Raw genomic sequence first — 24,929 nt, forward strand, 5'->3', positions numbered from 1 at the left:
ATTCTGCCAGGTCGGGTGGCGCTTCAGCTATTGCCCGCTGTACCAGCCGTACCCGCGATCTGCCACAGACGGGCCAGATCCGAAGCTCGTGCGGTAAGCTGTGCGCCAGCGTCCTGCATGGCCTGCTCTAGCGTCAGCGGCCCAGGTGCCAAACTGAAAGCGGCGCCGATACCTTCGGCATACAAACGCTGATAACCCTCCCCTAGACTGCCCGCTAAAGCAATCACGGGAACCCCGGCGCTGCGTGCCAAACGCGCTACACCCACTGGCGTTTTGCCGTGCAGGCTTTGACCATCCAGGCGGCCTTCACCGGTAATCACCAGATCAGCGCCTTGCAGCATTTCCGCCAGCCCACACAGCTCGGCCACCAGTTCCACGCCGGGGCGAAATTGCGCTTTGAGCACCGCCTTGGCGGCAAAGCCCAAACCACCCGCGGCACCCACACCCGGCTGGTAGCGCACATCGTCACCCAGAGTTGCCGCCATCACATCAGCGAAATGCCCCAGCGCGCTATCCAGCTGCGCAACCTGCACCGGGCTCGCGCCCTTTTGCGGACCGAATACCGCCGAAGCGCCTTTGGGGCCACACAGGGGGTTATCCACATCCGCGGCGACCATTACCTCAACCTGTGCCAGGCGAGTGTCCAGGCCAGTTAGATCAATGTGTTGCAGCTGCTGGAGCGCGGCGCCGCCGGGCGCTAACTCGTTACCGTCAACACCAAGAAAACGCACACCCAGCGCCTGCAGAAGACCGGCGCCAGCATCATTGGTGGCGCTGCCGCCAAGGCCCAGCACAATACGCCGAGCGCCCGCATCCAGCGCGGCGCGAATCAGCTCACCGGTGCCGTAACTGCTGGCCAGACGCACATCGCGCTCAGCTGCCGGAACCAGATGCAGACCACTGGCAGACGCCATTTCGATCATCGCCTGCTGACCCGGCAGCCAACCCCAGTGTGCCTGCACTGCTGCGCCCAAGGGGCCCTGCACTGTGCATTCACGCCGCTCACCGGCAACCACGGCCAGTACAGCATCTACGGTGCCTTCGCCGCCGTCTGCCATCGGGCAACAGAGCAATTCAGCGTCAGGAAAAACCCGCGCCCAGCCAGTAGCAATAGCTTCAGCTACCGCACTGGCCGACAAACTTTCCTTGAACGAGTCAGGGGCAATAACCAGTTTCATCAGAGCAGCACCAGACTCAGCAGCCACACGGTGATAATGCCGGCAACGCCCTGCACCAATGTGCCCATGGTCTGCGCTTTATAAGCAGTGCTCACGCTCATGCGGCTGAATTGGGTAACGACCCAGAAGAAGCTGTCGTTGGCATGCGATACGGTCATCGAACCCGCACCGATCGCCATGACGCACAACACCCGACCCATTTCACTGTCGAGCCCTAGCTGATCCAGCAGCGGTGCGACCAACGCCGAAGTAGTCACCAGCGCGACTGTAGTAGAGCCTTGCGCCGACTTTAGCGCTGCAGCGACGATAAAGGGCATGAAAAGACCAATGCCGAGCCCAGACAGGGTAGCGCCCAGATAATCGCCCAACGGGGTAATTTTCAGCATGGCGCCAAAGGCACCACCCGCACCGGTGATCAGCAGAATGGGCGCCGCCGCTTGAATGCCTTCCACCACGCGCTCATGAAACTCTTCGCGCTTACTGTCCGAGCGCAGCAGCGTGCATGCCAAACCCAGGCCAACCGCCAGTGCAACCACTGGCTGACCGAGGAAGGCCAAGACCGTATAGATGAAGCCTTCGCCAACCGGCTTGGCCGGTAGGTTAGCCAAGGTACCCAAACAGATCAGGCCAATCGGCAGGAAGATAGGCGCGAAGGCCTTAGTCGCGCTGGGCAGCACGCCGTATTTGGCGCGAATCTGCTCATAGTCTTCGTTATCCATCACATGGGTGCCGTTATCGACCAACTCGATATCCTTACCGATGAAACGGTTAGCCCAGAGCATACCCGCGAGCGCCGTGACCATGGAAACCACCAGACCGACCAAAATCACCAGCCCGAGATTGTTCTCCAACCCGAGATTACCGGCCGCGGCAATCGGACCGGGAGTGGGCGGTACGAAAGTGTGCGACGCATATAGGCCGGTCGCTAGCGCCACGCTCATGGCGATCACAGAAATCTTCATGCGCGCCGCCAGCGCGTTCTTCAGCGAGTTGAGAATCACATAACCAGAATCGCAGAACACCGGGATCGACACCAGATAGCCGATGATCGACATAGTTAACGTGGGGAAGCGCTCACCGAGCAGCTTGATCACAGTTTCCGCCATGGTAATGGCCGCACCGCTGCGCTCGAGAATAACGCCGATGATAGTGCCCAACACGATCACGATGCCGATATAGCCGAGGATGCCGCCGAAGCCCGAGGTGATCGTTTTAACGATCTCCATTGTCGGCACTTGATAGGCAAAGCCCGCCAGCAGCGCAGCTGCAAGCAAAGCGAGAAAGGGATGTAACTTAGCGCGAGCAGTCGCCAGTACGATAAACGCGATCAGGGCGACCAAAATCAGGACCAGACCCATGACTGAACTCCTTTTTATTGTGTATGCCGGTATGGGTGAAAAGGCTGCGAACCGCATAGGGCGCAGCTAAGCGCTCATTGTTGCCCAGTCGCCTTATAATTACCCTATGCATGCGCACAACAAATGGCGCTAATTAGCAGCCCTAATATGTGCAAATGCCCAAGTCTTTTTGCGCTATTGTTCCGGCAACAACGATAAACCGATACTCAACAGTACTCGGTGGGTCATCTGATCAAGGTCTAGCCCGGTAATCTCGGTAATCCGCTCCAATCGGTAGCGCAAGCTATTACGATGAATCCCCAGCGCCGCAGCGCAGCTCTGCGCGTGGCCGTTGTGGGCCAACCAGACGCGTAAGGTCAGCAACAGCTGGCCATTGCCATCGGCTTGGCGCAGTGGCTCTAAGGGCGCCAGTAGTTGATGCACTGTCCAGGATGGCTGCAGGTGATGTAGCAATACTGCCAGCCGGTAATCGGACAGGCGGATCAAGCGCTCGGACAGACGCAAATCGTGAACATACTCACGCAGGTTAAGCAGCGCCTCGGTAGCCTCACGCAGGTCATTTAAAGTGCCTACCGCTTCAGCTATCAATAGGCGGCCCACCGGCCAGTCACGTTTATCGACTTGCTCCAGCCAACTCAACTTAGGTGCATGGGACTTACCACTGCGCAGCCAGAGCACGTCGTGCAGGCCCAACGGCAGCACGATATCGGCTGGGTGGCGGGCGCGCATCTGAGTGACCAGCTGCCCCTGCGCGTGTTGATGATCAGTTTCAGGGGAGAGGCATATAAGGCAAGGCTGTAGCGGCCAGGCCCAGCGCAAGCGCATACGCTCAGCGTCGTCTGCCAAGTTACTCACCAGGTAGTGACGATCCAGCAGATTGGCCAACCAGGCCTCCTGCTGCTGACCGCGCCAATGCTGCTCGGCCTGCAATACTCGCTGCTCGACCAGCATCTCAGCGGTCATGCGTAGCAGCTCGGCAAAGGGGCGAACCTGATCCGGATCGCCGGTAATGCCCAGCACGCCTACCAAACGCCCAGCGTGCAGCAGCGGCAGATTGATGCCCGGTTTGACGCCTTGTAAACAGGCCGCAGCCTGCTCATCCAACGCCACTACCCGCTGATTGGCGAGTACCAGTTGCGCGCCCTCGTGACGAGTATCGATGCGTTCACTGTCACCGCTACCGATAATCAAGCCCTGCCGGTCCATCACATTGACGTTATAAGGCAGGATCGCCATGGCACGATCAACAATGTCCTGCGCCAGGTGCCGGTCCAGCTCAAACATCCGCTACTCCTCATTAAGCCCTGCAGCTCTGTTGTATTTTAGCGCCTAGCCCGACAGGCGGCTGCCTCCTGTCATCAGCCCGTCATACCCTTACCGTCATGATGACCCGGTCGCCAAATACTCACTGACCCGGGAGACAGCCCCATGGCCTTTGATCCAGATTACCTTAGTGACAACAGCTCAAGTACCTCAAGCAACGACCTGCGCCGCGAACGGCGGCGCCAGGAAGACAAACGACGCATGTCCTATCGCCGCGCCATCGAAGATTACCGCGAAAGCCAAAGCCTGCAGGCCACCTTCTGCGACTTCCCTGAGTTGCTCGGCCAGACCGACCACCACAGGTCGCAACCACGCTACTAGACAGCTCAAGCCCTGCCGGTTAACAACTAGGCAGGGCGCTCGACCAACGCCTGCAAGTGCTATGGCTCAAAGGGCTCCGCCAACTGGCGAATCAGCGCCCGCTCCTCACGCAGAAAACCCAAAAACGCCTCCGCTACCGGACTCAAACGCTTGCCTCTGGCGTGTACCGCACACCAGCTGCGCATCAGCGGCAACTCGGTGATATTCAGGCAGACCAGTTCCCCGTGGCGAATATAGGGAGCAGCCGCATGCCCAGGCACCAGCGCTATACCCAGCCCGGCAATCGCGCCCTGTACCAGCGACTCGGTCGAACCCAACTGCATCACTTGCTGCAAATGCACCCGCTTGAGCTGCAAAAACTCATCGCACGCCTTGCGAATACCCGAGCCCGCTTCGCGCTGCAGCACCATCTCTGCTTCCAGCATAGACAATGGTAGCTGTTGTTGACCGGCCAACGGATGATCCGGCGCGGCAACCGCCACAATCGGATTATTCAGGAAGGGGAAAAACTCCAGCGCACGGTCCGCCGGCACCAGCCCCATAACCACCAGATCATCACGGTTATCCGCGAGCCGTTGAATAATCTGCGAACGGCTAGCCACCTCAACGCGAAAACTAATTTCCGGGAAGCGCTGCCGAAAGGCAGCTAACAGGTGCGGCAGAACGTATTGAATGCTGCTCGCGGCCGCCAAACGCAACTCGCCCTTCAAACTGCCCTGCAGACTGGAGAGGTTCATATCGAGGCTGTCCAGCCGATCAAATATGTCGTCACTGGCGCTAATCAATGATTCCGCCGCTTCGGTCAAGTACAGCTTGCGCCCCACGTACTCGAACAGCGGTAGGCCAACCTGCTCTTCCAACTGCCGAATCTGCAAACTGACTGCCGGCTGGGTGAGTGACATGTCCTCAGCCGCGCGACTATAGGAGCGGTTTTCACAGACCGCGCGGAATACCTGCAACTGGCGCAATGTCATTCGCAGTAGGGATTTTCGCATGATGGTCTAACCTGATGAGAGGACAGAGAAGAAGCTCAGAAACCCGCCTAAAGCCCTAAAATGATGACGTAAAGCCCATATATAAGCAATTACTTATAGATAAGCCAAATATTATTCATTTCACATGTGGTAGCGACACGCCTAGGGTACACAGAGAAATATTTTGCAATGTATTACCCGTCGGCCACGCACCGGCGCGGTGATACGCAAACGTTTTCGAGCATCCACTCGATCACCACCACGAGGAACGCGTACGTGATCAAGAAAATCCTGATTGCCAACCGTGGAGAGATTGCGGTTCGCATCATCCGCGCCTGTGCAGAGATGGGCATCACCTCGGTTGCGGTTTATACCGACGCCGATCGCTATGCCCTGCACGTCAAGCGCGCTGACGAATCCTACAACGTCGGCAGCGACCCGCTGGCGGGTTACCTGAACGCACGTCAACTGGTTAACCTTGCGGTCGAAACCGGTTGTGATGCATTGCACCCCGGTTATGGCTTCCTATCTGAAAATGCTGAGTTGGCGCATATCTGCGCTGAGCGCGGGATTAAGTTTATCGGTCCGTCCGGCGATGTAATTACTCGCATGGGCGACAAAACCCAAGCGCGACGCAGCATGATTGCCGCTGGCGTACCGGTCACCCCCGGCACCGAAGACAACCTCGCCGACATGGCGGAAGCCATGCGCGAAGCCGAGCGGGTGGGTTACCCGGTGATGCTCAAGGCCACCTCCGGTGGCGGCGGTCGCGGTATTCGCCGCTGTAACGATAAGGCCGAGCTGGAACAGTCCTGGCCACGGGTTATCTCCGAGGCCACCAAGGCCTTTGGCTCGGCGGACATCTTTCTTGAGAAGTGCATCGTTAATCCCAAGCACATCGAAGCGCAAATTCTGGCTGACAGTCACGGCAACACCGTGCACCTGTTCGAGCGCGACTGCTCAATCCAGCGGCGCAATCAGAAGCTGATCGAAATTGCCCCTAGCCCACAGCTGACACCCGAACAGCGCGCCTATATCGGCGACCTCGCAGTGAAAGCAGCGCAGGCAGTGGGTTACGAGAACGCGGGTACCGTGGAGTTCTTGCTGGCCGAGGGCGAAGTGTATTTCATGGAAATGAATACCCGGGTTCAGGTCGAGCACACCATTACCGAGCAGATCACCGGCATCGACGTAGTCCGCGAACAGATCCGCATCGCCTCCGGTCTGCCGCTGTCGATGAAGCAGGAAGACATTCATCACCAGGGCTTTGCGATTCAGTTCCGCATCAACGCCGAAGATCCGAAGAACAACTTCTTCCCGTCTTTCGGCAAGATCACCCGTTACTACGCCCCGGGCGGCCCCGGTGTACGCGTGGATACGGCGATCTACACGGGTTACACCATTCCGCCGAACTTCGACTCCATGTGTTTGAAACTGATTGTTTGGGCACCTACCTGGGAAGAGGCACTGGATCGTGGCCTGCGCGCACTCGACGATATGCGCCTGCAGGGTGTGAAAACCACCACGCCTTACTATCAGGAAATTTTACGCAATGCCGAATTCCGTAGCGGCGTGTTCAACACCAGCTTCGTAGAAGCGCACCCGGAATTGCTGAACTATTCAGTAAAACGCAAACCCGAAGAATTGGCCCTGGCCATCGCCACCGCGATTGCGGCGCACGCCGGACTATGACCATAGCGGCAAGCCTGACGCTTGAAGCTTGCAGCTGATGAGGAACAGATAATGAGCACTACACGCAAAATTACCGTAACCGATACCGTTCTGCGCGACGCCCACCAGTCGCTGTTGGCCACCCGTCTGCGCACCGAAGACATGCTGCCCATCTGCGGCAAGCTGGATCAGGTTGGCTACTGGTCGCTGGAAGTTTGGGGCGGCGCTACCTTTGACGCCTGCGTCCGCTTCCTTAAGGAAGATCCTTGGGAGCGCCTGCGTCAGCTGCGCGCTGCTCTGCCGAACACCCGCCTACAGATGCTGCTGCGCGGCCAGAACTTGCTCGGCTACCGCCACTACAGCGATGACGTGGTTCGCGCCTTCGTGGCCAAGGCCGCCGAAAATGGCATCGACGTATTCCGTATTTTCGATGCCATGAACGATGTGCGTAACCTTAAGGTTTCCATCGAGGCTGTTAAAGCGGCCGGCAAGCATGCGCAAGGCACCATCGCCTACACCACCAGCCCTGTGCACACGGTCGAAGCCTTTGTGAAGCAAGCCAAAGCGATGGCCGAGATGGGCGTTGATTCCATCGCCATCAAGGACATGGCCGGCCTGCTGACGCCGTTCGCTACCGGCGAACTGGTCAAAGCGCTGAAAGCCGAGCTGGATCTGCCTGTGTTTATTCACTCGCACGACACCGCTGGCCTGGCCGCGATGTGTCAGCTCAAAGCGATTGAGAACGGCGCCGATCACATCGACACCGCCATCTCCTCCATGGCTTGGGGCACCAGTCATCCGGGCACCGAATCCATGGTCGCGGCGCTTAAGGGCACCGAGTTCGATACTGGCCTGGACCTGGAGCTGCTGCAGGAAATCGGTATGTACTTCCACGCCGTACGCAAAAAGTACCACCAGTACGAGAGCGAGTTCACCGGTGTGGATACCCGCGTGCAGGTCAATCAGGTGCCGGGCGGCATGATGTCCAACCTCGCTAATCAGTTGAAGGAACAGGGTGCGCTGGATCGCATTCAAGACGTATTCGCAGAAATCCCGCGGGTGCGTGAAGACCTCGGCTTTCCGCCGCTGGTCACACCTACTTCGCAAATCGTCGGCACCCAGGCGGTGTTCAACGTAATGGCAGGTGAGCGGTACAAGACCATCACCAACGAGGTGAAGCTGTATTTACAAGGCGGATACGGTCAAGCGCCAGGCACGATCAATGAGAAACTGCAGCGCCAGGCAATTGGCAATGAAGAGATCATCGACGTACGACCCGCTGATCTACTAAAGCCGGAAATGGATCGTCTACGCGGCGAAGTGGGCGCGTTGGCGAAGACCGAAGAAGACGTGCTGACTTACGCTATGTTCCCGGATATCGGGCGTAAGTTCCTCGAAGAGCGCGAAGCCGGCACTCTTAAACCAGAGGTCCTGTTGCCGCTGCCAGGCGAAGGTGCGCCCGCTGCCAGCAGCGAAGGCGTACCGACCGAGTTCATCATCGACGTACATGGCGAGTCCTATCGCGTTGATATCACCGGCGTGAGCGTCAAGGGCGACGGCAAGCGTCACTTCTACCTGAGCCTGGATGGTATGCCGGAAGAAGCCGTATTCGAGCCACTCAATGCCTTTGTTGGCGAAGGCGGCAGCAAGCGCAAACAGGCCAGCGAACCCGGCCACGTAACCACCAGTATGCCGGGCAACGTAGTCGATGTGCTGGTCGCCGTGGGTGACAGCGTGAAAGCCGGCCAAGCGGTACTGGTTAGCGAAGCCATGAAGATGGAAAGCGAGATCCAGGCCGGTATCGGCGGCACCGTGAAAGCAGTCAACGTCGCCAAGGGTGACCGGGTTAACCCGGGCGAGATTTTGATCGAAATCGAAGCCTGAACTGCGCCGTGCAGCCGGTGGCAACACCGGCTAACAAATAACTGCACCGGCGCCTCAAGGCGCCGGTGTCGTGTATGAGACAGTGATCGTCTAACCCTACAGCCCAACCTGATGATTGAGACTGCACAATGGATAACAACTCTAAACCTAATGAAACGGCCGAAGAGGCTCTCAAACAGATTGTCGATGGCTTCACCCGTTTTCGTAACGAGGTCTACCCTGAGCAGCAAGAGCTGTTCAAAAAGCTCGCCCATGAACAGACGCCACGCGCCATGTTCATCACCTGCGCGGATTCGCGCGTAGCTCCCGAGCTGATCACTCAAAGCTCGCCAGGCGACCTTTTCGTTTCACGTAACGTCGGCAACGTTGTACCGCCCTACGGCCAAATGATGGGCGGCGTGTCCACCGCTATCGAGTTCGCCGTACTGGCGCTCAACGTACACCACATCATTATTTGTGGTCACTCCGATTGCGGTGCGATGAAAGCCGTACTCAACCCGGCCACGCTAGACTCGCTGCCCACGGTCAAAGCCTGGTTGCGCCACGCAGAAGTCGCCAAAATTGTGGTTGAAGATAACTGCAACTGCGAAGCCAGCAAGCTCGGCATGATGACCGAAGAAAACGTGCTGGCCCAGCTGCAACATCTCGCCACGCACCCGTCGGTAGCCTCGCGTCTGGCCCGGGGTGAGTTGTTTATCCATGGCTGGGTGTACGACATCGAAACCGCGCATATTCGCGCCTTTGACGCCGACACCGGCCAGTTCCGCCAGATTGGCGAAGGTCCGCTGCCAATGGCCACGCCACGCGCGCGCTACAGCAAAGATTGAGTTTCGTCGGCCAACATTCTGTATTCACCGCAATACGGGTATACTGCGCCGCTTGATTCTATTTTGCAGGGCGGGCCGCCCTTCATAGCGCCCGCTCTGTGTTCTCCAAGCCACGTCAGTTCTCTGCCGTGGCTTGTTGGTTTTTACCGTCTGCGGGCGGCAACACTGAGCGAGGCACAAAACAGATGAGCGCACTGGTTGGCGTGATCATGGGCTCCAAGTCCGACTGGTCCACCTTGAGCCATACGGCCGATATGCTGGATCAACTGGGCATCCCCTACGAAGTAAAAGTGGTGTCTGCTCACCGCACCCCTGACCTGCTGTTTCAGTACGCTGAAGAAGCGGCCGGCAAGGGTATTGAAGTGATCATCGCTGGCGCAGGCGGTGCAGCCCATCTGCCCGGCATGTGCGCGGCCAAGACCCACCTGCCGGTGCTCGGCGTGCCAGTACAGTCATCCATGCTCTCCGGTGTCGACTCGCTACTCTCCATTGTGCAGATGCCTGCGGGTGTGCCCGTTGCCACTCTAGCTATCGGCAAAGCCGGCGCAATCAACGCGGCGTTGCTGTCCGCCAGCATTCTGGGTGGCAAGCACCCTGAATTCAGCCAGGCGCTGCAAGACTTCCGCGCCCAGCAGACTGAAAATGTGTTGAACAACGCAGACCCCCGTCTGGCCTGAGGAATCGACTATGAAGATTGGCGTAATCGGTGGTGGACAGCTTGGGCGCATGCTGGCTCTAGCCGGCACCCCACTGGGACAGCAGTTCGTCTTTCTCGACCCAGCCCCGGATGCCTGTGCGCAAGCGCTCGGCGAACATATCCACGCGGATTACAACGACCAGGATCACCTGCGCCAATTGGCCGAAGAGGTCGACGTGGTGACCTTCGAGTTCGAAAGCGTACCGGCAGAAACCGTCGCCTTCCTGTCGCAGTTCGTGCCGGTCTACCCGAATGCAGAGTCGCTACGCATTGCCCGTGACCGCTGGTTCGAGAAATCGATGTTCCAGGACCTTGGCATCCCGACACCAGAATTCGCCGACATCCAGTCCCAGTCTGATCTCGACACAGCAGCCGCTAGCATCGGCCTGCCAGCGGTGATGAAAACCCGCACCCTGGGTTATGACGGCAAAGGCCAGAAAGTGCTGCGGCAACCCGAAGACGTCACCGGCGCCTTCGCCGAGCTAGGTAGCGTGCCCTGCATTCTGGAGGGCTTTGTACCCTTCACGGGTGAAGTCTCGCTGATTGCGGTACGCGCCCGCGACGGTGAAACCCGCTTCTATCCGTTGGTGCACAATAACCACGAAAACGGCATTCTCAAGCTCTCGGTCGCCAGCACCGCACACCCGCTGCAGGCGTTGGCCGAAGGCTACGTGAGCAAGGTGCTCAATCAGCTGGAATACGTCGGCGTGATGGCTTTCGAGTTCTTCGAGGTTGATGGCGGCCTGAAAGCCAACGAGATCGCCCCGCGCGTACACAACTCCGGCCACTGGACTATCGAGGGCAGCGAGTGCAGCCAGTTCGAGAACCACCTGCGCGCCATCGCCGGATTGCCGCTGGGCTCCACCGCCACGTTGGGCGAAGCCGCGATGCTCAACTTCATCGGCGAAGTGCCGGACGTCGCTAAAGTCACCGCCATCGAACAATGCCACCTGCACCATTACGGAAAAGCGTTCAAGGCGGGCCGCAAGGTCGGGCACGCGACGCTGCGTAGTGCAGATATGGCTACGTTGAAGGGTCGGATTGCTGAGGTTGAGGCGCTGATCAAGGGCTGATCAACCTGGCATTGAGAAAGGCGCAGCATGCGAGTGTTGCGCCTTTTTTTGTTCATGCTTGTACGCAAGTGTTCAGACGAAGCTTTGCAGTTTTTACATGGTCAGCCTTTCGCCCTGCCGGCGAGCCAAAGGGGGCCGCTTGCCCGGGCCCCCTTAGCTCGCCAATAAGGCGAAAAGATGACTCGAAAACAACGCCAAGTCTGCAGTGAGAACGTAAAAAGTCGAGCAACAGACTCACTGCGTCATCAACTGCCGCTGCAAAAACTCAACCGCCCGCTGCTCAACCGACAACTTGCTGAAGTCAGCAGCCAGACTGACCGCGCCCATCGGATAAAAATGCCCAAACCCCGGCACCCACGCCATCTGGCGCTCAACACCAACATCATCCAGCGCCGCCGCCACCGCCGCGCTACCGCGCACCACACCGGGCAAATCTTCCTGACCAACAAACTGCAGTAATGGTGGAGCCGAGTTACCAACATGCCCAGGCAGCAGATAACCCCAGGTGCTGCCCGACATGGATAACACCGCCTTGACCGGCAGCTGACGCCCGTAGGCGGCATTGATCGCGGTTATCGCACCCGCAGAGAACCCACCAATCGCGATGCGCTCCGGGTCCACACTGTACTTATCGCTCTGGCTGCGCACATGCGCCACCGCCGAGGCCATGTCTTCGCTGGCACTGAGCAACGCCTGCCAGAACTGCGCACGCAGCTTGTCGTCCATCGGCTCGAGCCCCTGAGCCTGACGGGCAAAATCGATACGTGCGGTGGTTTGCGGGGTAATCGCCAGGTTCTCCGGCATTAATTTATCTACCGGAATCGCTTCTGCCAGCGCCGGATTTTCCTGCATCAAACGATATTCAATGGAGAAGCAGTTGTATCCACGCCGAGCAAAGGCCAGGCAGTACTCTGCCATCGAAGAGTCCTGGGAGCCGTTTTCATGGAAATGCTCATCGCCCTTGCTGCCACGCAAAAAAGAGCCACCGAAAGCCATGATGACCGCCGGGCGTGGCTCATCGGAAACAGCAGCAGGCTGATACCAATCCATCAGCAGATCGCGTTCGCGCGGCTGACTATCCGCGTCGATCAGCCCTTGCCCGTACACGATATCGCGCTTAACCAACACTTGCTCTGACGCCGCCTCGGCCATTACCGGAGCCGACACCAACAACGCTGCCAGGGCGAGCCCCGGCCAATACTCAATAGAACGACCCAACATACTCACCTCAGCATTATTCTTGTTTTGACCTGGATGATTCTGAAACCAAAACGCCTGCCGTGCATCCAGAGATTCACGGCAGGCGCTCAATCACAGCCCCTATTGGTAGGCTTTCAGCTCTGCCTTGGCAACCGCATTGCGGTGCACTTCATCCGGGCCATCAGCCATACGCAGGTGACGCGCGTAAACATATAGCTGCGCCAACGGGAAGTCGGACGAGAAGCCACCGGCGCCGTGCGCCTGGATTGCCCAATCGATTACCTGACAGGCCATGTTAGGCGCCGCCACCTTGATCATCGCAATCTGTTTGGCGGCGACTTTATTGCCGACGGTATCCATCAGATACGCCGCGTTCATCACCAGAAAGCGTGCTTGATCGATCATGATCCGCGATTCGGCAATGCGCTCACGCCACACGCCCTGCTCAGACAGCGGCTTATGAAAGGCCACTCGCTGACTCAAGCGTCCGCACATCAGTGCCAGTGCCCGCTCGGCCTGACCGATAACCCGCATGCAGTGGTGGATACGGCCCGGCCCGAGTCGACCTTGAGCAATTTCAAAGCCGCGACCTTCGCCCAGCAGCATGTTGCTAGCAGGCACGCGTACGTTGTCGAAAACGATTTCCGGATGGCCGTAGGGTGGGTCCATATAACCGTAGCAGCCCATATCGCGCAAAATGGTCACGCCAGGGGTGTTTTTGGGTACCAGAATCATCGACTGCTGCTGATGGCGATTGGGGTTTTCAGGGTCGCTCTTGCCCATCACGATCATGATTTCGCAACGATCGTTGGCGGCACCAGAGATGTACCACTTGCGGCCGTTAATCACATACTCGTCGCCATCACGTTCAATGCGCGTTTCGATATTGGTGGCGTCAGAGGAAGCTACCAAGGGTTCGGTCATGGCGAAGGCCGAGCGAATTTCGCCATTAAGCAACGGCGTCAACCAGCGCTGCTGATGCTCTTTGTTGCCGTAACGCGCCAGCACTTCCATGTTGCCGGTATCCGGCGCACCGCAGTTGAACACTTCAGACGCCCACATGCCCGGCACACGGCCCATCAGCTCAGCCAAGGGCGCGTATTCCATGTTGGTCAGCCCCGGGCCATGCTCGGCCTCCGGCAGGAACAGGTTCCATAAGCCCGCAGCACGTGACTTGGCCTTGAGCTCTTCCATCAATTTGACCGTGGTGTACGCGTTGCCGGCCTTCTCGTTGGCGCGAATTTCTTCTTCGTAGGCCTGCTCGTTAGGGAAGATGTGCTCGTCCATAAAGGCCGATACGCGTTTTTGCAGATCCAGGCCCCGTTCGGTTTGCTGGTACATGGTTTAACTCCTGACTCGGTTCGCATTCGCTCATAGCAGTCTGTTGAAAACGAGCTGCCAGTGGCGTCCTGACAATCAAAATCTCAATACACAGGTGTATTGTCAATTGTGTATGGAAACCGATATGACGCGGCCTTCGTCTGACTTATAATGCCCGGCCTGTTTTATCATCGAGATTGTTGCCATGCCCGCCACCGCTAAACCCACACCACGCGGCCGCCCGACCGGTCGGGCGGTGCTCAGTCAGCAGGATTGGTTCAATGCGGCGACCGAAGCCATCCTTGAGGGCGGCTTCGATAAGCTACGGGTACTGCCTCTGGCCAAACGCTTGAAGGTGACGCGCGGCAGCTTCTATTGGCATTTCGATGACCTTGGCAGCTTTATCCACCTGTTTCTCGACCAATGGCAGGCGTTGCGCATCAAGGGCTTGCGTTACTGGCAGCCTGGAAAAGACCCTGAGCTGACGCCCGAGCAGGAAGTTGACCGGGTGCTAACGCTGATGTTCGAGGGGCCAGCGGTCGAGTTCAAACGTATGAAGGTAGAGTTTGCCATCCGCGACTTCGCACAACGCGATGACTACGCCCGCAACATAGTCGCGGCGGTGGACAGCGCCCGGGTAGATCAGACGGCACAGCTGCTGGAGCCCTTGGTTGCAGCAGGCACCGCACGCGCCATGGCACTGATCCAATATTCCACCGTACTCGGCAGCGTGTTGCTGTTCCGTGGGCAGCTGGGTGGTGAGCAATCACTGAAAGCCATTCGAACCCATTGGCAGCAACTGCTGAGCGGTGCTCATAGTGGTGCCGAGGTTGCCCATACAGAGTGATGCAACCCTAAACGCCATACCCATCAGGTAGCCCAGTGCCAGCCATGTAATACCCTTGTGCCAACGCAGGAACCGCCGCAAACTGCGCGGGTCTCAGTGTTGATCCCGCTTACAGGATGCTTTTGTATGCCTCTGTTCCGCCTGCTTCTGCTGTGTTTGTTCATTGCTCCCTCGCTGCTCAGCGCCGATGAGGTGCGCGAGATCGATTGGCTGGACCTGCTGCCTGCCGAGGATTATCAAGCCATGCTCGATATGCCTGACCTGGATCACGGCAACGGTCCCGACGCCAATGGAGACTTTACTAACAGTCTGCGTCAGGAAAACAAGAATCTGCCGGAAGTCATGTATTCCACCCGCGTGGTAGCGGAAATGGATCAGCAGCAGCTGCGCATTGGTGGTTACCCTGTACCAATCGAAACCGATGCCAAGGGGCGGTATACCCAGTTTTTTCTGGTGCCATACGCAGGCGCCTGTATCCACGTACCACCGCCGCCGCCAAACCAGATCATTCTGGTCGACTACCCAGCCGGCATGGATATTTCCGATATTTACCAACCACTATGGGTGCAGGGTTTGTTGCGCGTAGCACAAAGTAGCAATGCGTTAGCGGATGCCAGCTATCAGCTCGATGCAGAGGATGTAGGCCTCTATGACGGGCCTTAGCGCAGAGATCAGCGCTCACATCAAACGGCCGCAACACAATCGCCCAGCTGGGTGGCCCAATCCACAGAAGCAATCCGCTATGCTGTCGAACTGTCATCATTTTCAATGGAGTTGAATTCAATGCAATTTCTGCTTGGCCTGATCGGTCTGCTGTTGCTCATTGTCACCAGCCTGCGCCGCTGGTTACTGCGCCGCGAGTCACCGCAGAAACAGGCTGTCGACTTCCATGGAGAGCTCTATCAAGTCGGCTCTGCGGTTATTGCACGCAGCCGCGCAGATGCCCCCGCCGGCAGCGTGATCGTGATGCACGGCTTTGTAGAAAACTTTCTCTATTTCACGGAACACTACGCCGACCCCGATATCCAGTTAATCATGCTGACCAGTGCCGACTATCATTTGCCGGTTAACCAACCGCGTTTCACTAAAGCGGACTGGATCAAGATTCCGGGCCAACGCCCCGGCACCATTGCCTACGACGCCGCGGTGTTAAATCAGGCATTGGAGCATCTGGCCACCGGCACGCAGATACGCGTGCACGGTCATTCGCGCGGCGGTGCGGTGACGCTGGAGGCAGCACGCCAGCGGCCAGACCTATTTGCACGGGTCGAGGTGATACTCGAAGCCCCGGTATTGCCACAGGGCAAGCCTTACAAGGCCGTCTCACCATTGGCGCGCTGGTTCGCACCTTTCTACTTATTCGCCTGGCAACAACAGCCCATCAGCCCGGCCAATGCCAAAGTTTTTGGCCCACTGGATAACCCGCGTAAACGCGAGCTGATCATGGCGCTACCCTTCAACCCACGCTACGGTAGAACCTTTGTTAATAACATCAAAGACTTGGCAGATTGGATGGACAGCACCGGAACAGACATCTATCAGCACGTTAAATTCGGCGCCATTCTAGTCCCCTCGCACGACCTCATTCTGAATGCCAGCGCTATGCTGCAGAGCGCACAGCAGGCCGAAAGCCTGCAGATCATCGAGGTTGAAGGCTGCAGCCACCTGATCACTGCGGATAGACCCGATAGTATTCCACCCCTGCCTGGCCTGTGACATGAACTACTCATTAGAGCCTATAGGCGTGGTGCATTCTTGTTTCAGTGAGAAATTTGCCATCCCGCGCCAACCTCAATTGGCTCCCGCAGCAACAGGCACGCTAGAACTGTTTGCACCCTATAACCAACCCGAAGCGCTAGCCGGACTCGAGCAAGTAAGCCACCTGTGGTTGTTGTTCATCTTCCACGCGGCTGAGAGCGGTCCCAAGCATTTACGCGTCAGACCACCGCGGCTCGGGGGGAATCAGCGTATTGGCGTGTTTGCTAGTCGAGCTACCCATCGCCCCAATCCGCTGGGCCAATCTGTTGTAAAGCTGGAGAGCATTGTTGACGGCAAACTCTTGCTGTCCGGTATTGACCTCTTGGACGGCACACCCGTGTTGGATATCAAGCCCTACGTGCCCTATGCAGATTCCTTGCCCCATGCGCGAAATGACCTTGCTCCAGCACCTCCGGCGCCCATTGCCGTGACGTGGTCGCCACTTGCCCGCACGCAGGCTGAACAACAGGGCGCGCGACTGCACAGCGACCTATTGAGCCTGATCGAACAATGCCTGGCGCAAGACCCCAAACCCGCTTATCAACAACCCGCGCCTACTCGCGAGTATGGCGCCCGCTTCTGGGATCTAAACGTACGTTGGCATTACCCCAACCCTGATTCCATCCGCGTCATCGATATCCAGCTCGCCAACCCTCTGGCTTGATGCCCACCACTCCTCCTCCATAGCAGATATACTTCCAGCTACACGCCAAACGGAACGTGGCATCACTATGGATGTGTTGTACTTTTCACCCATGTTATTGGGCATCTTTCTGCTGCTCGCCATTGCAGTCAGTGCTACGGCATTGCGCTTCATGGTCCCCAACGAGCAAGGCCCAAGCTTCTGGATGGCCGGCAGTTGGTCGCTGATCAGTGGCATAGGCCTGTTTATCGGCTTCATTATCACCAAAAGCCCAGTACTAAACGTGCTCGGAAACGCCGCGCAGCTGGCCGGTGAAGCATTGTTTTTATTGGGTATTTTTCGCTTTATGGGCCGACCTCTGCCGTGGTGGACAGTGCCTACCAGCGCTGGCCTGATAGCCCTGGTCAATACCCATTACTGGTTGTTCGACGGTAACTCCGATTTTCTCATGGGCGTGTATTCCACTATCGCGGGTCTACTGCCGGTGCAGGCTATTTGGCTGCTGCTGCGCGAAAAACACGACGCCCAGACCCGCCCCGCCCAACTACTAGTCGGCGTGAGTCTGCTCATCTATTCCGCCGTCACCTTGCTACGCGGTTATCTTGGCTACCACGACTGGTGGCATGATCAACCTTATATCCAGCCATACCAATCGTTCAGCTACCTGCTGCCGTACAACTTTGCCATTCCGGCACTAGTCATGGGCTTTGTCGGCTGCACATTGATGACCACCCAGCGAGTGCTAGCACGCAGCCGGCAACTTGCCGAGCAACTGCAGGAACTGGCCACCCGCGATTCGTTGACCTGCATACTTAACCGGCGTGCTTTTCATGAGCACCTAGTGCACGAAATGGCCCGCTCGCAGCGCTACGGCACCCCACTGTGTTTGGCCATGCTGGATTTGGATCACTTCAAACAACTCAACGACCGCTTGGGCCATCAAGGCGGCGATCATGCCCTGCAGCAGTTCGCCTGGTACTTTCAGGAACAAGCCCGACGCACCGATATATTTGCCCGATTTGGTGGTGAGGAATTCGTGCTACTAATGCCACAAACAGCGTTACCGGAAGCACTGCGCGTGCTCGAGCGCCTGCATAGCGAGGCATCCAGTCAACAGCACCGTTATCAGGAGCAAGGTTACCAGCTGCACTTCAGCACCGGGCTAGCTGAGCAGACAGCTGATGACACACCTGACAGTCTTCTCAAGCGCGCCGACCAGGCACTGTATGCCGCCAAAGCGGCCGGTCGTAACCACGTACAGGCTTGGCAAAGCAACCCATAGCACGCAGCCCAGAACCACAGATACATGGCATACTCTGGCTTAGATTTTTACTTTGAGGGAATCTTGCGGTGTTCAATTTAGGTCATGTAGCCCTGCTGATGTTGCTTACGCTGATCGGTTGGTGGCTATTACGCAATCTGGGACTACGCGACCGAGCCATGCGGCTGGTACGCAATCATTGTCAGCGCAGCGATGTGCAGCTGTTGGATGAAAGCATCGCCCTCACCGGTATGCGGATTGCGCGCAATCGACGTGGGCGGCCCGGCCTGGTGCGCCGTTATGCTTTTGAGTTCACGGTAACTGGCGAACATCGCTACGATGGCTATATCGACCTGCATGGTCAGCAGCAGCTACAGCTAGAAATGGCGCCACACCCCTTCCCAGGTGAAGCACCAAACCCTGAACCACAGGATCAGCACAGCGCCACCATACACCGAATACACTAATTCCTTATTTATCAAATAGTTGAACTTACACGAAGCAAAATTTGTTCCACGTGGAACCCTTTCAATCCGCTCCCTGAATCTTTCCCATGCTGACACAAATCCCTACACACCTGATCGCCGGCCCCCTTGGCGCAGGCAAAACCTCCACGCTGCAAAGCCTGCTGCGTCAACGGCCTAGCAAGGAGCGTTGGGCGCTACTCATCAACGAATTTGGTCAAGTAGGGTTGGACATGGCGTTGCTGGGCGAGGAAAGATCGGAGGGAGTTAGCCTGAGCGAAATACCGGGTGGCTGTCTGTGCTGCGTTAACGGTCTACCTTTTCAAGTTGGCCTTGGCAGGCTGCTACGCAAGGCCAAGCCAGACCGCCTGTTCATCGAGGCTTCTGGCCTGGGTCATCCAGCAGCACTGTTGGAGCAGTTAACCCAACCGCCTTGGCAGGGCGTTCTGGCACTGCAGCCACTGGTCATGGTGCTGGACGGGGCTGCACTGGCTGCGGGAAAACCTCTGGCAGACAGCCAAGAGCAAGCACTGCCATTAGCGGGGTTGTTGATCTGTAACAAGGCAGATCAGCTGGACACCCAGGCTAAACAGGCCCTGCAGCAGCGGTTCAGCCAACAATCGCTGATATTTACTCAGCATGGTGAGCTGGACTGGCTGGTCCTGCCCCAGTTGAGCGTCGGCCAAACCACAACCAGCTTGCCTGAGCCGACAGGCGCTAAAGCCTTGCCTGAACTATGGATCAACCCAGCAGACTGGCGCAGGGCTCATCAACTGCAGCAAGCGCCCTTCTCCCTTGGTTGGCGCATGTCGCCTCAGCAAGTGTTCAGTCTCGTTCAGCTACTACACTGGCTCGAATCTACCGATTGGCTAAGGGCCAAGGGAGTTATGCATACCGAGCAGGGCTGGAAAGCTTTCAATTTGCTGCCTGACTCCCCACTTACATGGCGAGACAGTGCCTGGCGACAGGACAACCGGGTGGAGCTGATTACCGCTGATGGAACCATGGATGCTGGGGCAATAGAACAAGGCTTGCGGGCTACTGTACTGGCCCAGTAATGTAACCCTTTATTTATTGATTCTGGCTTACATGATCCGATTTTCTATACCGCTGTTTGGCCTGCTGCTGCTCGGCAGCTCACACGTTTTGGCGCAAGCCTGCCTGATCGAGTCCACGGATCAACAGGTTCCAATTCGACTATGTCAGAGCAACATAACTATTCCCAAGCATCTGTTTTCAGAGAACTTTTGCCACCCGCAAATACCTGACCGCACTTTTTCTGTCAGCATGGTCGATGCTTGCCCAGAGGGCGCCTATGGTATCTGTGAGGGATCGCACACAGCGGGTGTGGGGTATCAGCAGTCGATTTTCTACTATAGCGACGCGGACGACGCTCCGGTTTTGCAAGCTTATTGCGAGAAGATCAGCAAGGGCGAGTGGCGAAAACCAACTTCAGCAGAATAGGAGTGGGCAGGCCATTAAAGACCTAAAGCTTCGGCGGCGACTTAGGTAGGCCAGTCATATCCAACTGGTCACCTACCTTCAGGTCCAGAGCCTGCGCCGTGCCCGCTGGCAGTTCCAACACGTAGCGCAATGGCTGGGTCGCCTGATAGATACTGCAGGGGGTCTGTTGGCAAGGAGGTACCGCGGCGAAAACATGCTGAATACGGCCATCAGTACTAACAAACAGCAGATCGAGGCTAATCTGCATATTATGCATCCAGATCGCTGGTCGGGTGCCTGCCGGAAAATCGAACAGCATACCCGTATGCGCAGCCAACTCGCGCCCCATCAGGCCTTCGCGACGGCTGTCTGGGTCGGCCGCCACGTCAAAACTGAACAGCTGATTGCCGAGCATCAACTGCTGCTGCGGTTGCGCCAATAAGCTCAGCGGCCCGCAGAACACCAGTACCAACAGCAGCCTGCTTAAGATCACAGATTTTCCTTCAACAGGTTTTGATAAACCATGTTGGTCAAATACAAGCGGTCCTGCTCGCTCAGATCAACAAACTCAACGCCTGTTGCAACCTGACTCTGCTGGGTCTCGTCGCTACTTACTGCACGCACCCGCGCATTGATCGTCAGGTAAACATCCAGCCCCGCCGGATTAATACGGAAGGACAGCTTAAGTTCTTCTTCTTTCTGAGCAAACGGCTTGGGCGATAACATGCGCGCGCCCCCCACGCTCATATCAGTCATCTTAGCGGCGGCTTGACTACCATCGGCGCGATGGACAGCGGTCACCAGATCCACAGAGACTCTCGCAGAGCTACGGATGCGCATAGACTGCACGCTGTCGGGATAAGCGAGGTGCAAATAGGGATAGGGCGACAGGTTGGACTTCAGGACACGGGTTTTATAGGCCACAGCGTCTTTACCAACAAAGCCGCGCACCAGAAACTGCTGGCCTTCCTTCACAAAAACCAGCTTGCCCTGCTGCATAGGCGCGCTCACCAGTAAGCTGACAGGCGCATGGAAACCGATCATGCGTACCTGATAACGCTCTGCGTGAGTCGGATGCAAAGTTTGTAACTGAACAAGATCTCCAGGCGCCAGTTGCACCTGGGCTAAACTGGATATGTGAGCATCCACCGAGGGCGCGGCAGCTGGGGCTTCACGCTCCGGTTGCGGGGCCGACCGAAAAAGGCCTAGCTTGAGTAGCTGGCCTAATAACGGCTTGTTGTCGATCACATGACCATGCGGGAACAGCACCTTACCGTCCGCATCCACAACATTCCACGGCAGGGCCTTACCCAGCGGAATATCTTCCTCAACTAAGGCTATCAACGACACACAATCGCTCCGATAAGAGACAAAAAATCTGCGTATCAATGTAGCAGTGTTAATGGCCTCAGGCTATCTCAACGATAAAGATCAGCGCGCGTCCATGGCAACCCAAGATGACCACTTTCGAACGGCTTAACCGCCAGTATTTGGTGAATATTCATCCAGTTCTTGGCAAAACCATAAGCGCATCCGGCCAGATAGATTCGCCAGATGCGTAGTGCGCGATCATCCACATACTGACTGGCTTTTTCCAAATGCGCTTCCAGATTAGCGCTCCAATACTCCAGCGTGCGTGCATAGTGCAACCGCAGGCTTTCCACATCGACCACCTCAAAACCTTGTTCACTCATGCTGCCAATGGCCACGGACAAATGCGGCAACTCGCCATGCGGGAATACATAACGTCCGATAAACTCCCCAGCGCCCCGCCCAACCTGCCGGCCATCTGTGTACTTGGCGGTGATGCCGTGATTCATTACCAATCCGCCAGGTTTTACCTGCTCGTGCAATATGGCGAAGTATCGATCCAGATTGGCGTGGCCCACGTGCTCGAACATACCTACACTAACTACCTTGTCGAATTGTTCCCGCCCCTTTAGGTCCCGATAGTCCTGCAACTCCAGCTGTACTTGTTTACTCAGCCCCTGCACCGCCACACGCTCCCGCGCTAACGACAACTGCGCTTGACTCAGGGTAATTCCATACACGCTAACGCCATATTCACGAGCCGCGTGTCGCGCCAATCCACCCCAACCGCAGCCCACGTCCAGCAATCGCTCACCCGCCTCAAGTCGCAGTTTACGACACAGATGATCGAGCTTTTGGATTTGCGCTCTGGCCAAGGAGTCAGTGTCGGTATGGAAGTAGCCACACGAGTAGACCATCTCAGGGTCCAGCCAGAGCGCGTAAAAGTCGTTAGAGAGGTCATAATGGTATGCGATTGCCTCCGCATCCATCTGCTTATCATGGGCAGTGCGAGGTCGCGCGTTTTCCGAGGTATCGCCAAGCAGGGATTTGCTTAGGTGATCAGCTACCGCGATCACATCCATAATAGCGCCATGAATGTTCATGCGTTGCTGAATAAAAGCCTCACCGAGCTTATCCAACGTTGGGCTGGATAGCTCCTGCAGCAGTGAAGGATCCTGTATTTCTAGGATGACCTTTGGATCAGGGCCAAGATCATAGGACACGCCGTTAGCGAGACTGATGCGCAGCGGCAGTTTAAGCGAACTCAGCGATGTAGAGAGTTGTGCAAGCATGCGTGAGTACCTCTCCGGCCAGGCCAAAACATCTATCAATATAGAACAGCTATCGATAGATGTTGTCTGTGCGCTGCGAACGATACTTCTATTGCCGGTTTACTGCTGAGCTACACCCGACGGCTTTAACTCTTCTGCGGACGTTTCCAGCCGCTAATGTTGCGCTGCCGCGCACGGCTCACTGCCAGACTGTCGGCTGGGACATCCGTGGTGATGGTGGAGCCCGCTGCGGTAGTTGCCCTAGCACCCACGGTCACGGGTGCAACTAGTGCAGTGTTAGTACCGATAAAAGCGCCATCTTCGATGACGGTTTTGTGCTTGTTGGCGCCGTCATAGTTGCAGGTGATGGTGCCAGCGCCGATGTTCGCGTCACTGCCGACCTCTGCATCCCCAATATACGACAGATGATTGACCTTGGAGCCCTCACCGATAACGGCATTCTTGGTTTCCACAAAATTGCCTATCTTGGCGCCCTTGGCAAGCCGCGTGCCCGGACGCAGGCGCGCGTAGGGGCCGACATCACAGTCTTCGCCCACAACAGCCTGCTCCAGATGACTGAACGCCTTGATATGGCTACCCGCAGCAATAGACGAATCACGGATGACGCAGTTGGCCTCAATGATCACGTTATCGGCAATACTGACCTTGCCCTCAAACACCACGTTGATATCAACGCTGATATCCCGGCCCACGGTCAATTCACCCCGCACATCGACGCGCTGCGGATCAGCCAGCGTGACGCCTGCGGTCATCAAACGCAGCGCCTGACGCGCCTGATATTCGCGCTCCAGCACCGCCAGTTGCATACGGTTATTGGCGCCCATGACTTCGTTCTCGGTTTCCGGCTGGGCAACCTCGACTGGCACCGCCTCAGCAACTGCCAATGCAACCACGTCGGTCAGATAATATTCGCCCTGTGCGTTCTGATTCGACAGACTGCCCAGCCAGTCAGACGCGCGGCTGCCAGGCAGCGCCATGATGCCGGTGTTGCCCTCGTTGATCAGCAGTTGCTCTGGGCTGGCGTCCTTCTGCTCAACGATAGCCATCACGCGCTGTGCGGCATCACGCACTATCCGTCCATAGCCGGTGGGATCCTGCATACTCACTGTCAGCAAGCCCAGCGCCTGCGAACCAGCCTGGCGACTTAGCTGCGCTAGCGTTTCCACCTGCAACAAAGGTACGTCCCCATAGAGCACCAGGATCTGCTCTGCCCCAGCAGTAGCCGGCAGCGCTTGAGCTACCGCATGACCTGTGCCGAGCTGCTCATGCTGCATAACCCAATTAATGTCCGCGGCATCCAGTTGCTGCTGCACTCGCTGCGCACCGTGACCAATCACAACGTGAATACGCTGGGGCGAGAGTGCGCGGGCGCAATCAATCACATGTCCCAACATTGGCTTGCCCGCAACCGGGTGCAAGACCTTGGGTAGCGAAGAGCGCATACGGGTGCCTTGGCCGGCGGCGAGAATGACAACGTGCAGATTCATTGAAACGTCCTGTTATGGAGATAAACGTGCGGAAGATGATAGCAAAAGACGCAGCTTCCAGCGTCGGGCGGACAGTTAAAAACAAAAAAGGCAGCCGAAGCTGCCTTTTTTGTTGCCGGAAAAATCAGCGATTATTGCTCGCAGATCCACCGTATCTCTTGCGAAGTTCCTGCACGGTACGCAGTTGCGCTGCCGCCTCAGCAAGACGGACAGAAGCCGAACCGTAATCGAACTCGGCGCCTTTCTCGTTGAGAGCCGCTTCCGCGGCTTTCTTTGCTTCCAGAGCAGCTGCTTCGTCAATGTCACCGGCACGCACAGCTGTGTCGGCAAGCACTTTGACCACGTTGGGTTGCACTTCCAGGAAGCCGCCAGAGATGTAAAACACCTCTTCACTGCCATCCTGTTTGATCACCCGAACGGGACCCGGCTTGAGGTCGGTCAGCAACGGTGCGTGACCAGGCATGATACCTAGGTCACCTAAGTTACCGTGTGCTATCACGCGCTCAACCAAGCCTGAAAACAGCTCTTCTTCCGCGCTTACGATATCGCAATGCACTGTCATAGCCATTATTTTGCCTCGGTTTTGCGTCCCCTTAC

The 24,929-nt window shown here is 57.2% G+C and carries 25 protein-coding genes; 14 read left to right on the top strand and 11 right to left on the bottom strand.

Going from position 1 to position 24,929, the window contains the following annotated elements; genetic code table 11:
- Positions 1-23 precede the first annotated feature (23 nt).
- From AC1XYH_RS16755 to AC1XYH_RS16765, 3 genes are all read right to left on the bottom strand, one after another.
- Complete coding sequence (locus tag AC1XYH_RS16755) at positions 24-1,178, bottom strand: glycerate kinase (protein ID WP_483324252.1); 1,155 nt, start codon at positions 1,176-1,178, stop codon at positions 24-26.
- Positions 1,178-2,536 carry a GntP family permease gene (locus tag AC1XYH_RS16760; RefSeq protein ID WP_483324253.1) on the bottom strand — a complete coding sequence of 453 codons (1,359 nt, stop codon included), beginning with the start codon at positions 2,534-2,536 and terminating at the stop codon, positions 1,178-1,180. The genes AC1XYH_RS16755 and AC1XYH_RS16760 overlap by 1 nt, the downstream gene beginning before the upstream one ends.
- A gap of 174 nt (positions 2,537-2,710) precedes the next feature.
- Positions 2,711-3,820 carry a sugar diacid recognition domain-containing protein gene (locus AC1XYH_RS16765; protein WP_483324254.1) on the bottom strand — a complete coding sequence of 370 codons (1,110 nt, stop codon included), beginning with the start codon at positions 3,818-3,820 and terminating at the stop codon, positions 2,711-2,713.
- Positions 3,821-3,964: 144 nt separating this feature from the next.
- On the opposite strand from AC1XYH_RS16765, the gene AC1XYH_RS16770 reads away from it, so the two are divergent.
- On the top strand, positions 3,965-4,180 hold the full coding sequence (locus tag AC1XYH_RS16770) for a hypothetical protein (RefSeq protein ID WP_483324255.1): 216 nt from the start codon (positions 3,965-3,967) through the stop codon (positions 4,178-4,180).
- A gap of 59 nt (positions 4,181-4,239) precedes the next feature.
- Here AC1XYH_RS16770 and AC1XYH_RS16775 read toward each other — a convergent pair whose 3' ends face one another.
- The gene (locus AC1XYH_RS16775; RefSeq protein WP_483324256.1) at positions 4,240-5,175 is read right to left on the bottom strand and encodes a LysR family transcriptional regulator; all 936 of its coding nucleotides are present in this window, start codon (positions 5,173-5,175) and stop codon (positions 4,240-4,242) included.
- A 255-nt stretch (positions 5,176-5,430) separates the two neighbouring features.
- Here AC1XYH_RS16775 and AC1XYH_RS16780 point away from each other — a divergent pair, with 255 nt between their 5' ends.
- From AC1XYH_RS16780 to AC1XYH_RS16800, 5 genes are all read left to right on the top strand, one after another.
- Positions 5,431-6,846 carry an acetyl-CoA carboxylase biotin carboxylase subunit gene (locus AC1XYH_RS16780; protein ID WP_483324257.1) on the top strand — a complete coding sequence of 472 codons (1,416 nt, stop codon included), beginning with the start codon at positions 5,431-5,433 and terminating at the stop codon, positions 6,844-6,846.
- 51 nt (positions 6,847-6,897) lie between these two features.
- On the top strand, positions 6,898-8,709 hold the full coding sequence (gene oadA / locus AC1XYH_RS16785; protein WP_483324258.1) for a sodium-extruding oxaloacetate decarboxylase subunit alpha: 1,812 nt from the start codon (positions 6,898-6,900) through the stop codon (positions 8,707-8,709).
- A gap of 128 nt (positions 8,710-8,837) precedes the next feature.
- Positions 8,838-9,536 carry a carbonic anhydrase gene (locus AC1XYH_RS16790; protein WP_483324259.1) on the top strand — a complete coding sequence of 233 codons (699 nt, stop codon included), beginning with the start codon at positions 8,838-8,840 and terminating at the stop codon, positions 9,534-9,536.
- A 185-nt stretch (positions 9,537-9,721) separates the two neighbouring features.
- Positions 9,722-10,213 (top strand): 5-(carboxyamino)imidazole ribonucleotide mutase, encoded by a 492-nt coding sequence (purE, locus tag AC1XYH_RS16795; protein ID WP_483324260.1) that lies wholly within the window; start codon positions 9,722-9,724, stop codon positions 10,211-10,213.
- A gap of 10 nt (positions 10,214-10,223) precedes the next feature.
- Complete coding sequence (locus tag AC1XYH_RS16800; protein WP_483324261.1) at positions 10,224-11,306, top strand: 5-(carboxyamino)imidazole ribonucleotide synthase; 1,083 nt, start codon at positions 10,224-10,226, stop codon at positions 11,304-11,306.
- Positions 11,307-11,540: 234 nt separating this feature from the next.
- On the opposite strand, the gene AC1XYH_RS16805 is transcribed toward AC1XYH_RS16800, so the two are convergent.
- Both AC1XYH_RS16805 and AC1XYH_RS16810 read right to left on the bottom strand, forming a co-directional pair.
- Positions 11,541-12,527 (bottom strand): alpha/beta hydrolase, encoded by a 987-nt coding sequence (locus AC1XYH_RS16805; RefSeq protein ID WP_483324262.1) that lies wholly within the window; start codon positions 12,525-12,527, stop codon positions 11,541-11,543.
- Positions 12,528-12,626: 99 nt separating this feature from the next.
- On the bottom strand, positions 12,627-13,847 hold the full coding sequence (locus tag AC1XYH_RS16810; RefSeq protein ID WP_483324263.1) for an acyl-CoA dehydrogenase family protein: 1,221 nt from the start codon (positions 13,845-13,847) through the stop codon (positions 12,627-12,629).
- Between the two features lie 184 nt (positions 13,848-14,031).
- Between AC1XYH_RS16810 and AC1XYH_RS16815 the strand changes: the two genes are divergently transcribed.
- The 8 genes from AC1XYH_RS16815 (at position 14,032) to AC1XYH_RS16850 (ending at position 20,263) form a co-directional block, all read left to right on the top strand.
- Positions 14,032-14,673 carry a TetR/AcrR family transcriptional regulator gene (locus AC1XYH_RS16815; protein WP_483324264.1) on the top strand — a complete coding sequence of 214 codons (642 nt, stop codon included), beginning with the start codon at positions 14,032-14,034 and terminating at the stop codon, positions 14,671-14,673.
- Positions 14,674-14,799: 126 nt separating this feature from the next.
- Positions 14,800-15,336 (top strand): DUF3299 domain-containing protein, encoded by a 537-nt coding sequence (locus AC1XYH_RS16820; RefSeq protein ID WP_483324265.1) that lies wholly within the window; start codon positions 14,800-14,802, stop codon positions 15,334-15,336.
- A 120-nt stretch (positions 15,337-15,456) separates the two neighbouring features.
- Entirely contained in the window at positions 15,457-16,389 is a 933-nt protein-coding gene (locus AC1XYH_RS16825) for an alpha/beta fold hydrolase (RefSeq protein ID WP_483324266.1), read from the top strand.
- A 1-nt stretch (position 16,390) separates the two neighbouring features.
- Positions 16,391-17,095: a tRNA (N6-threonylcarbamoyladenosine(37)-N6)-methyltransferase TrmO gene (tsaA, locus tag AC1XYH_RS16830; protein WP_483324267.1), complete on the top strand. Its 705-nt coding sequence runs from the start codon at positions 16,391-16,393 to the stop codon at positions 17,093-17,095.
- A gap of 67 nt (positions 17,096-17,162) precedes the next feature.
- Positions 17,163-18,356, top strand: coding sequence for a GGDEF domain-containing protein (locus AC1XYH_RS16835; RefSeq protein ID WP_483324268.1), 1,194 nt, complete (start codon positions 17,163-17,165; stop codon positions 18,354-18,356).
- 68 nt (positions 18,357-18,424) lie between these two features.
- A complete protein-coding gene (locus AC1XYH_RS16840) occupies positions 18,425-18,802 on the top strand; it encodes a DUF3301 domain-containing protein (protein WP_483324269.1) in 378 nt (125 codons plus the stop codon).
- Positions 18,803-18,888: 86 nt separating this feature from the next.
- Positions 18,889-19,857: a CobW family GTP-binding protein gene (locus AC1XYH_RS16845; protein ID WP_483324270.1), complete on the top strand. Its 969-nt coding sequence runs from the start codon at positions 18,889-18,891 to the stop codon at positions 19,855-19,857.
- A gap of 31 nt (positions 19,858-19,888) precedes the next feature.
- The gene (locus AC1XYH_RS16850) at positions 19,889-20,263 is read left to right on the top strand and encodes an NADH:ubiquinone oxidoreductase (protein ID WP_483324271.1); all 375 of its coding nucleotides are present in this window, start codon (positions 19,889-19,891) and stop codon (positions 20,261-20,263) included.
- A gap of 22 nt (positions 20,264-20,285) precedes the next feature.
- Here the strand turns inward: AC1XYH_RS16850 and AC1XYH_RS16855 are convergent, their stop codons facing one another.
- The 5 genes from AC1XYH_RS16855 to AC1XYH_RS16875 form a co-directional block, all read right to left on the bottom strand.
- Positions 20,286-20,735 carry a DUF192 domain-containing protein gene (locus tag AC1XYH_RS16855; RefSeq protein WP_483324272.1) on the bottom strand — a complete coding sequence of 150 codons (450 nt, stop codon included), beginning with the start codon at positions 20,733-20,735 and terminating at the stop codon, positions 20,286-20,288.
- A complete protein-coding gene (locus AC1XYH_RS16860; protein ID WP_483324273.1) occupies positions 20,732-21,592 on the bottom strand; it encodes a flagellar brake protein in 861 nt (286 codons plus the stop codon). Before AC1XYH_RS16860 ends, AC1XYH_RS16855 begins: the two co-directional genes overlap by 4 nt.
- A 68-nt stretch (positions 21,593-21,660) precedes the next feature.
- Entirely contained in the window at positions 21,661-22,845 is a 1,185-nt protein-coding gene (cfaB, locus tag AC1XYH_RS16865) for a C17 cyclopropane fatty acid synthase CfaB (RefSeq protein WP_483324274.1), read from the bottom strand.
- A gap of 125 nt (positions 22,846-22,970) precedes the next feature.
- Complete coding sequence (gene glmU / locus AC1XYH_RS16870; protein WP_483324275.1) at positions 22,971-24,332, bottom strand: bifunctional UDP-N-acetylglucosamine diphosphorylase/glucosamine-1-phosphate N-acetyltransferase GlmU; 1,362 nt, start codon at positions 24,330-24,332, stop codon at positions 22,971-22,973.
- A 124-nt stretch (positions 24,333-24,456) separates the two neighbouring features.
- The gene (locus tag AC1XYH_RS16875; protein WP_483324276.1) at positions 24,457-24,900 is read right to left on the bottom strand and encodes a F0F1 ATP synthase subunit epsilon; all 444 of its coding nucleotides are present in this window, start codon (positions 24,898-24,900) and stop codon (positions 24,457-24,459) included.
- Positions 24,901-24,929 lie beyond the last annotated feature (29 nt).

It is taken from the genome of Pseudomonas sp. GW-45, assembly GCF_056896675.1.

Coding starts and splice junctions, on each gene's coding strand:
- AC1XYH_RS16805 (WP_483324262.1), bottom strand. CDS start 12,527: ATGTTGGGTCGTTCTATTGAGTATTGGCCGGGGCTCGCCCTGGCAGCG.
- AC1XYH_RS16810 (WP_483324263.1), bottom strand. CDS start 13,847: ATGTACCAGCAAACCGAACGGGGCCTGGATCTGCAAAAACGCGTATCG.
- AC1XYH_RS16775 (WP_483324256.1), bottom strand. CDS start 5,175: ATGCGAAAATCCCTACTGCGAATGACATTGCGCCAGTTGCAGGTATTC.
- AC1XYH_RS16760 (WP_483324253.1), bottom strand. CDS start 2,536: ATGGGTCTGGTCCTGATTTTGGTCGCCCTGATCGCGTTTATCGTACTG.
- AC1XYH_RS16875 (WP_483324276.1), bottom strand. CDS start 24,900: ATGGCTATGACAGTGCATTGCGATATCGTAAGCGCGGAAGAAGAGCTG.
- oadA (WP_483324258.1), top strand. CDS start 6,898: ATGAGCACTACACGCAAAATTACCGTAACCGATACCGTTCTGCGCGAC.
- AC1XYH_RS16820 (WP_483324265.1), top strand. CDS start 14,800: ATGCCTCTGTTCCGCCTGCTTCTGCTGTGTTTGTTCATTGCTCCCTCG.
- AC1XYH_RS16755 (WP_483324252.1), bottom strand. CDS start 1,178: ATGAAACTGGTTATTGCCCCTGACTCGTTCAAGGAAAGTTTGTCGGCC.
- AC1XYH_RS16850 (WP_483324271.1), top strand. CDS start 19,889: ATGATCCGATTTTCTATACCGCTGTTTGGCCTGCTGCTGCTCGGCAGC.
- AC1XYH_RS16800 (WP_483324261.1), top strand. CDS start 10,224: ATGAAGATTGGCGTAATCGGTGGTGGACAGCTTGGGCGCATGCTGGCT.
- AC1XYH_RS16770 (WP_483324255.1), top strand. CDS start 3,965: ATGGCCTTTGATCCAGATTACCTTAGTGACAACAGCTCAAGTACCTCA.
- purE (WP_483324260.1), top strand. CDS start 9,722: ATGAGCGCACTGGTTGGCGTGATCATGGGCTCCAAGTCCGACTGGTCC.
- AC1XYH_RS16825 (WP_483324266.1), top strand. CDS start 15,457: ATGCAATTTCTGCTTGGCCTGATCGGTCTGCTGTTGCTCATTGTCACC.
- AC1XYH_RS16765 (WP_483324254.1), bottom strand. CDS start 3,820: ATGTTTGAGCTGGACCGGCACCTGGCGCAGGACATTGTTGATCGTGCC.
- cfaB (WP_483324274.1), bottom strand. CDS start 22,845: ATGCTTGCACAACTCTCTACATCGCTGAGTTCGCTTAAACTGCCGCTG.
- glmU (WP_483324275.1), bottom strand. CDS start 24,332: ATGAATCTGCACGTTGTCATTCTCGCCGCCGGCCAAGGCACCCGTATG.
- AC1XYH_RS16790 (WP_483324259.1), top strand. CDS start 8,838: ATGGATAACAACTCTAAACCTAATGAAACGGCCGAAGAGGCTCTCAAA.
- tsaA (WP_483324267.1), top strand. CDS start 16,391: ATGAACTACTCATTAGAGCCTATAGGCGTGGTGCATTCTTGTTTCAGT.
- AC1XYH_RS16845 (WP_483324270.1), top strand. CDS start 18,889: ATGCTGACACAAATCCCTACACACCTGATCGCCGGCCCCCTTGGCGCA.
- AC1XYH_RS16815 (WP_483324264.1), top strand. CDS start 14,032: ATGCCCGCCACCGCTAAACCCACACCACGCGGCCGCCCGACCGGTCGG.
- AC1XYH_RS16835 (WP_483324268.1), top strand. CDS start 17,163: ATGGATGTGTTGTACTTTTCACCCATGTTATTGGGCATCTTTCTGCTG.